Raw genomic sequence first — 13,182 nt, 5'->3', positions numbered from 1 at the left:
AGCACTGGGTGCTCCCAGGGGCCTAGCCTGGGTCGAAAAGCTCGCACAGCTTCGAGAGGACTACCGAAATCTGCTCGAAGTACTGTCGTGCAGTGGCAAGCGTGATACCAGTGTCGCCACCATGTGAAATACTATTTCGTGTCGATGCCACGCTTACAAAAGCTTGAAGTTCGTCGTTGAAGTCGCGGTCTAGCTGGTCCCACCAGACGGTGTTAAATGCCTGAATTAGCTTCCTCAACTTTTCCAAGTCAATATTCCTGAGGAGACTTAATTGTCCTCTCGCGTACTTGTGGACCGGGTCGGCTGAACGCTTTTTACAGTAGTAGCCAGCAAGTTCTTTCACCGACTGCTCTGCGTATCCAGATATCAGTACGCATAAATATCTAGAGTAGTGCGAAAGGAGTTCCGCATCGAGCCCCTTTCCGTCAATTGCCGATATGACGGAAAGTGACTTCTTGCGACGTCTTTCGACCTCGGCTTTTCCTTCGAGCTTCAAAGCGCCTCCGCGAAGCCGCGCGTAGCTAACTGCAGTCGCATGGCGACTGACTTCTCGCTTGCGGTAGAACTGGTGGTGGCGGACGAGTATGCGCGAGTGTTGACGCTGACCGGCCACGTCTTGTTGACGCGGTCGACTCACCCCGAGACGTCGAGATGCCCGCACGGAGCACTTCGCTCGCCATCTCAAGGTTCATGGCGGCGAACTTTAGACGTAGGGATCCAAGGGCAGCCCGTGCTAGTAACTGCGTCCGCTCCTGCGCGAGCTGGTGGCGAACAACCCGGCCAGCGTCGGAAAACGGCTGGTAAACCACGGGCCTCGTGGACTCGGCCGCCGTGGCGGCTGAGCGCGTCGCGGTGACCGCTGAGCGCTCCAGTGGTCGACGTCAAAAACGATCCGGATCGAGAGACTGGCTGGTCAGCGAGCAGAGGGGACGTGATGGAGGTCGGGTGACGAAGTGGGCCCAACACCGCAACAAACGCCGTTGGCGGTCCGCAACCGGCACCGCAACCGCGCCTATCGGCGTGGATCGAGCGGTGCTGCCAGGTGACACGCTCATATTCGGACGCCGCCCCGCTGGGGATACTCACGGTGCCAAGGTGTCAGTGGTTGGAAGCCGCGGAACGACGACGGCATGAGTGCGTCATCCGGGCCACATGGCGAACGAGGACGACGACACCCGGAGGGGCCTGACCATGGGCGAATGAGACTAGAACTGAGACTAAGACGGAAAACGCCGGATGGCCCTGAGCTGGGCCATCCGGGCGTTTGCCTGGTTACAGCGGCGGAGGATACAGGATTCGAACCTGCGAGGGCGTGAACCCAACACGCTTTCCAAGCGTGCGCCTTAGGCCGCTCGGCCAATCCTCCGCAGGAGACGATACCGGATGCCCTTCCGCCACTACGAAGGCGGGTCAGGCGGTGAGTTCGGCGACGTCGGCGATGACGCAGGTGATGTTGTCGGGGCCGCCGCCTTCGTTGGCCAGGCGGATCAGTTCCGGGACCAGTTCGGCGGGGTCGGTGCCGCTCTCGAGGGTGTCGCGCAGGGTCTGTTCGGTGACCGGGCCGCTGAGGCCGTCCGAGCAGAGCAGGTAGCGGTCGCCCGGCTTCGCGGTGAACGTCCAGATGTCGGGGTCGCTCGAGCCCGTCGTCTGCAGGGCTCGCATCAGCAGGGACCGGCGCGGGTGGGAGGCGGCGTCTTCGGCGGCGACGCGGCCGTCCTCGACCAGGGCCTGGACGAGCGTGTGGTCGCGGGTCAGCCGGCGGAGACCGCCGTCGCGCAGGAGGTAGCCGCGGGAGTCGCCGACGTGGGCCGCGGCGAACGTGACGCCGTCGAACAGCAGGGTGGTGAGGGTGGTGCCCATGCCTTCGGTCGTGGGCTCCTGCGCCGCGACTTCGGTCAGCCGTTCGGCGATCGACTTGACGACACCGGTGAGCGTCGCCGCCAGGTCGATGGTCGTGAGGTCGACCCGGCGCAGGTCGACGTCCAGCTCACGCAGCACGTCGACGGCGGTCGCGCTGGCCACTTCGCCGTGCGGCTGACCGCCGATGCCGTCGGCGACGGCGAGCAGGCGGGAACTCGCGTACAGCGAGTCCTCGTTGATCCGGCGACGCCTGCCGACGTCCGACCCCGCGGCGTACCGCAGGACGTACCGATCGTGTGTCATGCTCCCATGAAAGCATTGGTTGACTGAGTTCACAAGCATGTCGGCTGAATGGACGATCCTCCGATAGAGTCCTCGCCATGGACGACGACGCCACGGTCAGCGCGGCAGACATCGCGCGCCTCGCCGGGGTCGGCCGGGCCGCGGTGAGCAACTGGCGCCGCCGTTACCCCGACTTCCCGCAGCCGGTCGGCGGCACGGCGTCGAGCCCGCTGTTCAGCCTGTCCGACGTCGCCGGCTGGTTCCACGCCCGTGGCAAGAAGTTCGAGCTGACCGAAGGTGAACGCGCTTGGCAGCGCCTGCGCGCCCTCGGTGACGACCTCGACCTCGCCGAGCGCGTGAGCCGAGCGGGTGCCTTCTTCGCCTTCCAGGCCGGGCTTTCCGACACCTTCGACCGCAAGCTCGCCGACCCCGAGCTGCTCACGCTGCTCAGCGAGATGACGCACCGGGCCGGCCCGGTCGAAGCGTTCGAGTTGTTGTGCCGCAGGTACTTCGAGGCGCACTCGCGACGGCTGTCGACCACGCCGGAGCCGGTCGCCGAGCTGATGGCGCGGCTCGCCGGGCCGGTGTCGGCCATCCTCGACCCGGCGTGCGGCTTCGGCGCGCTCGCCCTCGCGAGCGGCGCGAAGACCGTGCTGGGCCAGGACAGCGACCCGATGACGGCGTCGATCGCGTCGCTGCGGCTGCGGTTGCGCGGCATCGAGGCGGAGGTCCACGCCGTCGACGCGTTACGCGAAGACGCCTTCGCGGGCCGGACCGCCGAAGCCGTGTTGTGCGATCCGCCGTTCAACGAACGCGCCTGGGGTCACGACGAGCTGGTCGGCGACGCGCGCTGGGAGTACGGCCTGCCGCCGCGCGGCGAGCCGGAGCTCGCCTGGGTGCAGCACTGCCTGGCGCACGTCGAGCCCGGTGGCACGGTGGCGATCCTGATGCCGGGCGCGGCCGCCGGGCGGCGCAGCGGAAAGCGCATCCGCGGCAACCTGCTGCGCGCGGGCGCCGTCCGCGCGGTCGTCACGTTGACGTCGATCGGCCCGGACCTCTGGCTCCTGCGACGCCCGGTGCCCGGCGAGCGCCCGCCGTCCACCGTGCTGCTCGCCGAGTCGGGCGACGATCTGTCCACAGTGGAAGAAGAGTGGCTGGAGTTCCTGGCGCGGCCCGAAACCGGCGTCCGGATCATCGACCTGCTCGACGACGACGTCGACCTCTCGCCGGCCCGGTGGCGGGCCAGGGACGAGGATCCCGGGCAGGCGTTCCAGGCCGTGCGGGAGCGGTTCGACGAGCTGGCACCGCAGCTGCCACCCCTGGCGACGGCGGACGTCGAGCAGGCGTTCACGACCATCGGCGAGCTGGTCAAGGCCGGCGTCGTCGAGGTGCGGCACGCCGCGCGGGCGGACGCCGAGCCGCCGGTCGCGGAGGCGGGTGACGTCGTCGCGTCGGTGACCGGCATCGCCTACGTCCACAGTGGACCAGCGCAGCCGGTGGGTGCCGGGCTGACGGTGTACCGCGTCGACCCGAACCGGCTGGACGCCGACTTCCTCGCCGGCTGCCTGCGCGCGGCCGACCTCCCGGCCGCCTCCGCGTCGACCCGGATCGACAGCAGGCGGGTGCGGGTGCCGCGGTGCCCGCTCGACGTCCAGTACCGCTACGGCCTGGCCTTCCAGCAGCTGGCCGAGTTCGACGACGTTCTGCGCGAGGCGGCCGAAACCGGCCGTGAGCTGGTCCGGCTAGGCTTTGCCGGACTCGTCGAAGGACGGCTGCGCCCGGGAGGGCAATGAGCCCGAGGGGAACGGATGCTGATCGCCGACCGCTACGAGCTCGACGAACTGCCGCTCGGCCGCGGTGGGATGGGCGCGGTGCACGGCGGGCACGACCGCAGGCTGGGCCGGCGCGTCGCGATCAAGCTGCTCAGACTCCCCGGCCGTGACGAAGAGCTCGAAGCCCGCTTCGCCCGCGAAGCAAGGATCCTGGCGACGCTCGACCATCCGGGCGTACCGGCGTTGTACGACTACGGCACGCACGACGACCGGTTGTTCCAGGTCATGCAGTTCGTCGAGGGCGTGACGGTGGCCGATCTGCTCGCCGAACACGGGCCGCTGCCGGTGCCGTGGGCGGCGGTGATCGCGGCGCAGGCGTGCGCGGTGCTGACCGCCGCCCACGCGCTCGCGGTGTGCCACCGCGACCTCAAGCCGTCGAACCTGATGCTCGGCCCGGACGGCGGGGTGAAGGTGATGGACTTCGGGCTCGCCGTGCTGCGCGAGGCCGACGCCGCGCAGTTCACGCGGGCCGGCCAGCTGCTGGGGACACCGTCGTACATGGCGCCCGAGCAGATCCAGCGCGGTGGCGCCGAACCGCGCAGCGACCTCTACGCCCTCGGCTGCGTGCTGCACGAGATGCTCACCGGGCAGCGGCTCTTCGACGGGCCCACGGCGTACGCGGTGTTCGAGCGGCAGGTCAAGGAGCTGCCGCCGCCGGTGCCGGGGATTCCGAAGCAGCTCAACGGGTTGCTCGCCGAGATGCTGGCCAAGGACCCCGAAGCCCGGCCGTCCGGCGCGGCCGCGCTGTACGACCGGCTGGGGCCGTTCGTCACCGGGCTGCCGCCGCTGCCGGGGTTCCTGGCCCCGCCGTCGGTGGCCAGCCCGGGCCGGATGTACGCGCGGATGTTGGGCCGCGTCAGCGGCTGACGCGCGCCGAGCCCCGGTCGGCCAGCGGCAGGCCGGCCAGCTGGATGCGGCGGTAGGTCGTCGCGTTCTGCACCGCGATGCTGACGCCGACGGTGAGCGCGATCGACGCCGACGACAGCGGGCCGGCGACGCCGAGCGCGGTGGCCAGCGCGACCAGCCCGGCCCGGACACCGATCGTCAGCACCCAGAGGCCGATCGTGACGGCCGAGCCTTTTTGGAACGTCGTGCCCGCGCGCACGGTCAGCGTTGTCGTGGTGCTGCGGAGCACGCCGAGCCCGGCGAGCAGGACCAGGTCGACGCCGAGGAAGCCGAGTTCGGCGGCCGACGCGCCGGGGAGCGCCTTCAGCGTCAGGTAACCGCCCACCACGACGAGGAGCAGCGGCAGCGTGACCAGCGACTTGCGGTCGAGCAGCGTGCCGCGGACCTGCTTGTAGACGACGCGGTACAGGACGAGGCCGGCGACGGCGACGTAGAGCAGGACGGTGGCGATGCTGGACATCGGAAGCTCCCGGGTTTCGAAGGTGCTTCCAGCTTCGGCCGTCGGCCGTCGCATTACGTCGGTGTGCGGGTCGGTCCCGGGTGGAACCTCGCCTCAACCCCCAGGTGGACGCGCTACTCCTCCCAGACCGGCTCCGGCGGCAGGCCGCGCTCGGCGCGGGCGGCGTCGGACAGCTCCTGGATGAGGTCGGTCTTGGCCCGGGTGTACGCGTCACCGGACATCCCGGACGCCGCCAGCTTCTGCTTCAGCTCGCCGTACCGGAGCGCGGCTTCCGGGTACTTCCGCAGGTGCGCGGCCAGAATGCGCTCCTTGTTGTGCTCCCAGTTCGTCGGCGGGAAGACGTGCAGGTGGTGGGTGCGGACGTCGCCGTCACGCCGGACGAACAACAGCCGACCCGGGGCACCGAAGTCCTCGGCGCGGTAGCCGAGGCCGTCGAACAGGCCTGGTGGGACGGCGTCGAGGTCGGGCGCGAGCGCGGCGACGTCGATGATCGGCTTGGCCGGGAGGCCCGGCACGGACGTGCTGCCGACGTGCTCGACCTCGGTGAACCGGTCGCCGGCCACGGCGAGGAGCTCGGCGCGGGCCTCGGCGAACCGCTGGGGCCAGGCCGGGTTGTAGGGGGAAACGATCACCATCGGGTCATCATCTACCCAATCGTGACCTTCGTGGACGAACCTCTGGTGGGTGCACCCCGTCTTTAGGGGTGTCCAAGAGCGTGATCGAGTCTTCTGGGGGTACGGGATCGTGAAGAGGCTTCTGGTGGGAGCGGCGGCGCTGGCCACGGCGTTCGTGCTGGCCGCGTGCTCCGGCGGGGCGTCCGGCACCGGCGGGAACGTCGGCGGCGGGGCGGTCGCGGCGGGCGCCGGCGGCGGATCGCCGACTCCGGCGTCGACCAGCGCGTCTCCGACGCCCACCACGTCAACCAGCGCGGCGCCGTCGACGACCCCGTCGACGACCAAGCCCGCGCCGGCCAGCACCACTCCCAAGCCGAAGCCCAAGCCGAAGCCGGCCCCGAAGCCCGCCGCCGACCCCGGCGTGCCGTGCGCGGCCGCCGCCGCGTCCTCGGGCACCGCCGCCTGCGTGGACCTCTCGGCGCACAAGACCTGGATCCTGCAGGGCGGCAAGGTTGTCTACGGGCCGGTCTCGATGCTGCCGGGCCGCAAGGGCTACGCGACCCCGACCGGCACGTTCCACGTGCTGTCGAAGGAGAAGGTGCACCTGTCGAAGGAGTTCGACAACGCGCCGATGCCGAACTCGGTCTTCTTCTACCCGGGTGACGCCTTCCACACCGGGAGCCTGTCGGTGTACTCGCACGGCTGCATCCACCTGTCGGCGAGCTCGTCCCTGAAGTACTTCACCACGCTGCACGTCGGTGACGTCGTGCAGGTTGTCCCGTAACTCGGTGACACGGAACTGAAGCACGAAGCGGGCCGTCTCCGGATCTCCGGGGGCGGCCCGCTTCGTCGTGCGCACAACCTCCGGCCGTGCCACGCGTCTTGGTGGGTATAGGGGTTCACCACGGATTACGGGGGAAAAATGCGAGTACGGCGGGCGCTGGCGGCTCTGTCCACATTGGTCGCCGCGGCGGTGCTGACCGCCTGTTCGGCCGGGGGCACCGCGGATGTCCGGCTGGCGGCCGGGACGCTGCCGCCGTCGTCCACTTCGGACACGACGGCGACGACGCCTGCTCCGGCCAAGCCCGTGATGGCGCCCGGTGTGCCGTGCACGATCACCGCGAAGGCCTGCGTTTCCCTGTCCGGGAAACAGGCCTGGCTGCTCGACGAGGGCAAGATCGTCTTCGGCCCGGTGAAGATCATGCCCGGCAAGAAGGGCAGCACCACGCCGGTCGGGACGTGGCACGTGCTCTACAAGGAGAAGATGCACCTCTCCAAGGAGTTCGACAACGCGCCGATGCCCAACTCGGTGTTCTTCTACAACGGCGTCGCGTTCCACCAGGGCAGCCTCGCCAAGTACTCGAACGGCTGCGTGCACCTTTCGGCCGCGGTGTCGCTGAAGTTCTTCTCCTCGCTCGACAAGGGTGACGAGGTTCAGGTCGTCAGGTGAGCAGGTCCGCGGGGGTCGTCCCGGCCGACGTGAGCGGCAGGCCGAGGGCGACGCGCTCGGTGAGCCACGGGCTCGGCCGGTAGCGCGGGTCGCCGGTGGACGCCTCGAGGCCGCGCAGGATGCGCAGCACCACGTCGCCGCCGACCAGGTCGCCCCAGGCCAGCGGGCCGCGCGGGTAGCCGAGCCCGAGGTGGACCGCCGTGTCGATGTCCGACGGCGTCGCCAGGTGCCGTCCCGCGATGAAGCACGCCGTGTTCACAATGGACGCCAGCAGGCGCTGGGCGATCGGGGCGGGGCCGTCGCGGACCACCGTCACCGGGTTTCCGGTGGCGGCCAGCGCACCCCAGGCCGCCCGGCCCACACCCGGGTCGAGGCCGGGGTGCACCGACAGCGTCAGCCGTCGTTCGTAACCGCCCAGCGGGTCGACGCCGGCGACGCGCGACAGGGGCAGGCCGCCGCGGGTGGCCGCGTCCACAGTGGACTCGCCGTAGAGCGGGACGAGCAGGACCGCGTCGGGATAGGCGTCCGGCACCACGTGCACACCGGCGGCCGACAGCACGCGGGCGAGGGGCTCGTCGGCGGTGAACACCGGGCCCGCCGGCTTCGGCGGCGCCGCCGGCTCGTCCGGGTTCTGCTGCTTGCCCTCGACGTGCCGGTAGAAGCCCTCGCCGTTCTTGCGGCCGAACAGGCCGGCGGCGACACGCGGGCGCGTCAGCCACGACGGCCGCAGCCGCGGGTCACCGTGGAAGCCGCTCCAGATGCTCTCCAGCACGGCGTGGGACACGTCGAGGCCGGTGAGGTCGAGCAGCTCGAACGGGCCGAGCTTCAGGCCGAGTACGTCACGCGCGATGCGGTCGACGTCGGCCGGCTCGGCCAGCGCCTCGTCGAGGATCTGCAGCGCCTCGGTGCCGAGCCCGCGGCCGGCGTGGTTGACCAGGAAACCGGGCGCGTCCTTCGCGAGCACCGGCTCGTGACCCCAGGTGCGGACCAGCTCGAGCGCTTCGGCGGGCAGCCAGTCGTACGTCCGGGTGCCCGGGACCACCTCGACCAGGCGCATCAGCGGCACCGGGTTGAAGAAGTGCAGGCCGACGAGCCGGCCGGGGTCGCCCAGCTCGGCGGCGATCTCGGTGACCGACAGCGAGCTGGTGTTCGTCGCGAAGACCGTCTCCTGTGGACAGACGCGCTCGAGGCTCGCGAACAGCGCCCGCTTCGTCGCGAGGTCCTCGCGCACGGCTTCGACGACCAGGTCGACGCCCTCGGCGGGTGCGTCCGGCGCGTCGACCGGGACGAGCCGGTCCTTCACCGCCTTCGGGTCCTCGTCGAGCTTGCCCTTGGCGGCCAGCTTGTCGACCATCCCGCCGACGAATTCGATCGCCTTCGCGACGGCCTCGGGCTGCACGTCGGCCAGCTCGACGGTCACCCCCGCGGTCGCGGCGAGCTGGACGATCCCGCGGCCCATCACCCCGGTCCCGATCACCCGGATCCTGCCGACCTTCCCGGCCCACCCCGTCACGTCGTGCCCGCCTTCCGCAGTTGCCTACCGCGCGACGGTACCGTCTCGGCCCTGGCGGGGAGCCGAACGCCTACAGGCCCACGAACTCCGCCATCCGCCTCGCCGAGTGGGTGAAGAACTCGTCGGCCGGGTCGACGCTGCCGACGTACTGGCCGAACAGGTCGAAGTTGATCGCCCCGAACAGCTGGGTCCACGCCATGAGCAGCCGGGCCACGGTCTCGGGTCCGGCGACGATCCCGAGGGCCTTCGTGAGCGTCTCGGCCTGGGCGCGCAGCCCGGGTGCGACGTCGCCGTCGATCGCCCGCAGCTCGGTGTGCGTGAGCACCTTGACCAGGGCGAGCGCGACGCGGGCGGCCGGCGCGACGGTGTCCTGCGGGGCCTCGTACCCGGGAATCGGTGAGCCGTAGATCAGCGCGTACTCGTGCGGGTGCGCTTTCGCCCACTCGCGCGTCGCCTGCCAGATCGCGAGCCAGCGGTCGCGTGGCTCGCCCTGGCCGGGGTCCCCGCTTTCGGCGGCTTCGCCGATCGCGTTGTAGGCGTCGACGATCAGGTCGGTCAGCAGCCGGTCGCGGCTGGGGAAGTAGCGGTACAGCGCGGACGAGACCATGCCCAGCTCACGCGCCACCGCGCGGAGGGAAAGCCCGTTCGCGCCGACCTCGGCGAGCTGGCGGCGGGCTTCGTCCTTGATCTCCTGGGTGAGTTCGGCGCGGGCACGTTCGCGCGCGGTCCGGGTCGCGGTCATGGCCGTCAGTCTGCCATGTTCGAGAGCGCCGAACAAAATCGAGAGCACTGCTCTTGACAGTGTGTGACAGGAGGGTGTTCACTGCTCTTAACAGAGAGCACTGCTCTCCCAAAACTTCGGAGGACACCATGACCGAGACCCGCTACCTCAAGCCCGGCAAGTCCACCAACGTCTTCAACGAGCTGGTCGCGAAGCTGACCGAGATGGGCGTGAGCCTGCTGGGCAGCCGGGTGCTGACCGTCGTCGGCCGCAAGTCCGGCGAGCCGCGCTCGACCCCGGTCAACCTGCTGACCATCGACGGCGTGAACTACCTCGTCGCGGCGCGCGGCGAGACGCAGTGGGTGCGCAACCTGCGTGCCGCGGGCCAGGGGCAGCTGCGTGTCGGACGGCGCGACGACACCTTCACCTACCGCGAGCTGGGCGACGACGAGAAGCCCGCCATCCTGCGCGCCTACCTCAAGCGCTGGAAGTTCGAGGTCAGCGCGTTCTTCGAGGGCGTCGACGCCAAGGCGTCGGACGAGAAGCTGCGCGAGATCGCGCCCGGCTACCCCGTCTTCGAGATCTTCACGAAGTAGCTCGTCACGAAGTGGGTTTGCGCCGGCGCGTCACGTTCGCCGCGACCAGGACGATCCCGACCAGGAACGCGACGAGCCCGATGAGGAACCACAGCTTCTGGCCGGTCATGAAACTGCCGGTGATGACGCCGAGGCCTTGCAGCACCCAGACGGCGCCGACGAGCACGAGCACAACCCCGACCGCGAAGGTGATCCAGCGCTTCATCGGCCCAGTCTATGCAGGCCGCTCGCCCGGCACGAGCTTGTGCCGGTAGGCGTAGACGACGGCGTGCACGCGGTCGGGCAGCCCGAGCTTGGCGAGCACCCGCGACACGTGCGTCTTCACCGTCTCCTCGCCGACGTGCAGCTGCCGCGCGATCTCGGCGTTGCTGCAGGCGTTGGCGAGCAGCAGCAGCACCTCCCGCTCCCGCGACGTCAGCCGCGCGAGCTCGGGGGGTTCGGCGGCCGCGGGCTCCAGCACCGACGCGAACTTCGCGACCAGCCGCCGGGTCACCGACGGGTCGATCAGCGCGTCGCCGCGGGCCGCCACCCGCATCGCCGCGACCAGCTCCTCCGGCGCCAGGCTCTTCAGCAGGAACCCGCTCGCCCCGGCCCGCAGCGCGCGGTAGACGTACTCGTCGGCGTCGTACGTGGTGAGCACGATGACCCGGGTGTCGTTGCCCGGCGCGGAAAGGATCGCCTCGGTCGCGGCGAGGCCGTCGAGGCGGGGCATCCGGACGTCGAGGACGGCGACGTCCGGGCGCAGCCGGGCCGTCTCGGCCACCGCCTCGCGGCCGTCGGACGCCTCGCCGACGCAGGTGAAGTCGGGCTGGGTGTCGAGCAGCGCGCGCATCCCGGAGCGGAACATCGCGTGGTCGTCGGCCAGCAGGACGCGGATCATGTGCTCTCCACCGGGAAGGTCGTGCGCAGCTGCCACCGCGTGCCGGTTTCGCCGTAGGTGACCTGGCCGCGGAACAGCGTGACGCGCTGGCGGATCCCCGCCAGGCCGCGGTGCGCGTGCTCGCGCTCGGGGACGCGGCCCGGGCGCAGGCCGTTCGTCACGGTGAGCACGACCTCGGTGCGGCCGTGGTTCAGCTCCACCTCGACCGGGCCCTCGCCGTGGCGCAGCGCGTTCGTCAGTGCTTCCTGCGCGATCCGGTACAGCGCGACGTCGAGCGAACCGGGCAGCTCACGCGGTTCGCCGAGCAGCGTCAGCCGGATCGGCAGGCCGGCCGCGCGGACCGTCTCGACCAGCTCGTCGAGGTTGTCCAGACCGGGCTGGGCGGCGGTGTCCTCGGCGTGCAGGAGGTCGAGCAGCCGGCGCAGGTCGGCCATCGCCGAACGGCTCGCGGACTCGACCGCGCCGAGGGACTTGCGCACCGGCGAGTCGCCTTCGGGCAACCCCAGCCGCGCCGCGCCGGCGTGCACGCCGATGGCGCTGACGTGGTGGGAGATGACGTCGTGGAGGTCGCGCGCGATCGTCGTGCGCTCCTCGGTGACCGCCCGGCGCACGGCTTCTTCTTCGTGCTGACGGCGTTCGTCCGCCGCGCGCTCGAGGTCGGCGATGTAGGCGCGCCGGGCCGTCGTGTACCGGCCGACCAGCCACGGCAGCAGCGCGCTCACGCTGACGCTGACCGCGATCAACCGCAGGTCGCCCGCGGTCCGGCCGCCGCCTTCGACGCAGCCCGCGGTGACGCCGGCGAGCATCGCGAGGAGCGCGAGCACCGCCGGTTTCGGGCGCAGCCAGGCGCCCGCCCGGTAGCCGGCGATCAGGATGCCGGCGTTGTTGCCGACGACGTACCCCGCGGTGGTGCTGATCAGCAGCGGCGACGCGGCGAACAGCACGGCGTGCGCCAGCGACACCCAGCCCGAGTACCGGGCCGGTCCGGCGAGCGCGGCGTTGACCGCGACGCCGGCGAACAGCACCACCCACGGCTGCCAGTGGCCGGTGCCGAGCGGCCCGCGGACGCTGAACAGCAGCGCGTCACAGGCGACGCAGACCACCGCGACGAGCAGCGACTGCCGCCGCAGTGACCCGCTGATGTCGTACACGCCCGCAACTCTGCCCTAACCGGGCCGCCGGGGTCGCCAAAAGCCGTGAAGGCCTCCTTCCCGGCTCTTATGGCCGGTAAGGAGGCCTTCACGGCATTTCGGTGTGGTGGGAGCGGCGTTAGTTCGTGGGCCGGGGCTGGTAGTCGCCGCCGCGGCGCTGGCCCGGCTGGCGCTGGCCGCCGGTGCCCGGCTGCAGCGCCTGGCCGAGCGAGGTCGCCGTCGCGGTCTGGCCGTTGACCTTCGCCACCACCGTGACGTTCGTGTCGCCCTGCTTCACGTCGCCCGTCTTCTGCGTCGAGCCGTCGAGCGTGTACGTCTGCTTGTAGCCGTCCTTGCTGGTCAGCGTCACGGACGTGGCGCTCAGGGCGGTGACGTCGCCGGTCTGCAGCCGCTCGGTCGTGTAGCCGCCGTTCGGGTCGGCCACGACGAAGTCGCCGTGCAGGGCCTCCCGCAGCGCCGCCATGCCGCCGCCGAAGTTTCCGCCGGGACCGCCGCGGAACTGGCCGCCGCCGGGGCCGCCCGGGCCGCCGAAACCGCCGGGGCCGCCCTGCTGCGCGGAGTTGTCGGCGCTGCTGGTGCCCGCCCAGATCGCCGCGCCGCCGCCGGCCGCGATCACCACGGCGATGCCGGCCGCGATCGCCGTCTTCTTGCCGGACCAGCCCTTCTTCGGCGCGGCCGCGGCGGGGTCGCCCCAGGTCGCCGGGGCCGGCTGGCCCCAGGCGGGGTCGCTGGCGGGTGCCGGCCCGCCCTGCGGCGGGGTGTTCGGCGTCGGCTCGGTCGTCATCGTGTCCTCCGGTCGTACCCACACTGGTCCAGCCCAGGCTCACCGCCGTGGCTGTGTTTGAGCTGTGCGAGGCGTCAGCGGGTGCTGTGGCTCCGTTACCCGGGCGAAGGACCTCACAGGGAACGCACAGCGA

General features: G+C 70.8%; 15 protein-coding genes and 1 tRNA gene. 5 read left to right on the top strand and 11 right to left on the bottom strand.

The annotated features are described in order from the left end of the window. Positions 1 to 22: 22 nt before the first annotated feature. The 3 genes from ACGFMK_RS10990 to ACGFMK_RS10980 form a co-directional block, all read right to left on the bottom strand. Positions 23 to 496 (bottom strand): HEPN domain-containing protein, encoded by a 474-nt coding sequence (locus ACGFMK_RS10990; RefSeq protein ID WP_392760486.1) that lies wholly within the window; start codon positions 494 to 496, stop codon positions 23 to 25. A 785-nt stretch (positions 497 to 1,281) separates the two neighbouring features. After that, positions 1,282 to 1,366 (bottom strand) — tRNA-Ser (locus ACGFMK_RS10985). A 44-nt stretch (positions 1,367 to 1,410) separates the two neighbouring features. Beyond that, the gene (locus ACGFMK_RS10980) at positions 1,411 to 2,163 is read right to left on the bottom strand and encodes a PP2C family protein-serine/threonine phosphatase (RefSeq protein ID WP_392760485.1); all 753 of its coding nucleotides are present in this window, start codon (positions 2,161 to 2,163) and stop codon (positions 1,411 to 1,413) included. A gap of 77 nt (positions 2,164 to 2,240) precedes the next feature. Here ACGFMK_RS10980 and ACGFMK_RS10975 point away from each other — a divergent pair, with 77 nt between their 5' ends. After that, a complete protein-coding gene (locus tag ACGFMK_RS10975; protein ID WP_392760483.1) occupies positions 2,241 to 3,935 on the top strand; it encodes an N-6 DNA methylase in 1,695 nt (564 codons plus the stop codon). Between the two features lie 15 nt (positions 3,936 to 3,950). Next, entirely contained in the window at positions 3,951 to 4,841 is an 891-nt protein-coding gene (locus ACGFMK_RS10970) for a serine/threonine-protein kinase (RefSeq protein ID WP_392760482.1), read from the top strand. Here the strand turns inward: ACGFMK_RS10970 and ACGFMK_RS10965 are convergent. Next, entirely contained in the window at positions 4,831 to 5,340 is a 510-nt protein-coding gene (locus ACGFMK_RS10965; RefSeq protein WP_392760481.1) for a hypothetical protein, read from the bottom strand. The two genes, ACGFMK_RS10970 and ACGFMK_RS10965, sit on opposite strands and share 11 nt — an antisense overlap. Before the next feature lie 113 nt (positions 5,341 to 5,453). Continuing rightward, entirely contained in the window at positions 5,454 to 5,975 is a 522-nt protein-coding gene (locus ACGFMK_RS10960; RefSeq protein WP_392760479.1) for a GrpB family protein, read from the bottom strand. Positions 5,976 to 6,084: 109 nt separating this feature from the next. On the opposite strand from ACGFMK_RS10960, the gene ACGFMK_RS10955 reads away from it, so the two are divergent. Both ACGFMK_RS10955 and ACGFMK_RS10950 read left to right on the top strand, forming a co-directional pair. Next, positions 6,085 to 6,738: a L,D-transpeptidase family protein gene (locus ACGFMK_RS10955; RefSeq protein WP_392760477.1), complete on the top strand. Its 654-nt coding sequence runs from the start codon at positions 6,085 to 6,087 to the stop codon at positions 6,736 to 6,738. Between the two features lie 138 nt (positions 6,739 to 6,876). Next, complete coding sequence (locus tag ACGFMK_RS10950; protein WP_392760476.1) at positions 6,877 to 7,404, top strand: L,D-transpeptidase family protein; 528 nt, start codon at positions 6,877 to 6,879, stop codon at positions 7,402 to 7,404. Here ACGFMK_RS10950 and ACGFMK_RS10945 read toward each other — a convergent pair. Together ACGFMK_RS10945 and ACGFMK_RS10940 are read right to left on the bottom strand one after the other, a co-directional pair. Continuing rightward, on the bottom strand, positions 7,397 to 8,917 hold the full coding sequence (locus tag ACGFMK_RS10945) for a 3-hydroxyacyl-CoA dehydrogenase (protein WP_392760475.1): 1,521 nt from the start codon (positions 8,915 to 8,917) through the stop codon (positions 7,397 to 7,399). The two genes, ACGFMK_RS10950 and ACGFMK_RS10945, sit on opposite strands and share 8 nt — an antisense overlap. A 70-nt stretch (positions 8,918 to 8,987) precedes the next feature. Next, positions 8,988 to 9,659, bottom strand: coding sequence for a TetR/AcrR family transcriptional regulator (locus ACGFMK_RS10940; RefSeq protein WP_392760474.1), 672 nt, complete (start codon positions 9,657 to 9,659; stop codon positions 8,988 to 8,990). A 128-nt stretch (positions 9,660 to 9,787) separates the two neighbouring features. Here ACGFMK_RS10940 and ACGFMK_RS10935 point away from each other — a divergent pair, with 128 nt between their 5' ends. Further along, positions 9,788 to 10,234 (top strand): nitroreductase family deazaflavin-dependent oxidoreductase, encoded by a 447-nt coding sequence (locus ACGFMK_RS10935; RefSeq protein ID WP_392760472.1) that lies wholly within the window; start codon positions 9,788 to 9,790, stop codon positions 10,232 to 10,234. Positions 10,235 to 10,238: 4 nt separating this feature from the next. On the opposite strand, the gene ACGFMK_RS10930 is transcribed toward ACGFMK_RS10935, so the two are convergent. The 4 genes from ACGFMK_RS10930 to ACGFMK_RS10915 all read right to left on the bottom strand — a co-directional run bounded on the left by ACGFMK_RS10930 (position 10,239) and on the right by ACGFMK_RS10915 (position 13,049). Further along, on the bottom strand, positions 10,239 to 10,439 hold the full coding sequence (locus tag ACGFMK_RS10930; protein ID WP_392760470.1) for a hypothetical protein: 201 nt from the start codon (positions 10,437 to 10,439) through the stop codon (positions 10,239 to 10,241). Between the two features lie 9 nt (positions 10,440 to 10,448). After that, positions 10,449 to 11,114 carry a response regulator gene (locus tag ACGFMK_RS10925; RefSeq protein WP_392760468.1) on the bottom strand — a complete coding sequence of 222 codons (666 nt, stop codon included), beginning with the start codon at positions 11,112 to 11,114 and terminating at the stop codon, positions 10,449 to 10,451. After that, positions 11,111 to 12,265: a sensor histidine kinase gene (locus tag ACGFMK_RS10920; RefSeq protein WP_392760466.1), complete on the bottom strand. Its 1,155-nt coding sequence runs from the start codon at positions 12,263 to 12,265 to the stop codon at positions 11,111 to 11,113. Before ACGFMK_RS10920 ends, ACGFMK_RS10925 begins: the two co-directional genes overlap by 4 nt. Before the next feature lie 118 nt (positions 12,266 to 12,383). After that, on the bottom strand, positions 12,384 to 13,049 hold the full coding sequence (locus tag ACGFMK_RS10915) for a hypothetical protein (protein ID WP_392760464.1): 666 nt from the start codon (positions 13,047 to 13,049) through the stop codon (positions 12,384 to 12,386). Positions 13,050 to 13,182: the final 133 nt, after the last annotated feature.

The organism is Amycolatopsis sp. NPDC049252, from assembly GCF_043197175.1.
In the GTDB taxonomy this organism is placed as follows: Bacteria; Actinomycetota; Actinomycetes; order Mycobacteriales; family Pseudonocardiaceae; genus Amycolatopsis.
This window is presented reverse-complemented; position numbering and strand designations above follow the sequence as displayed.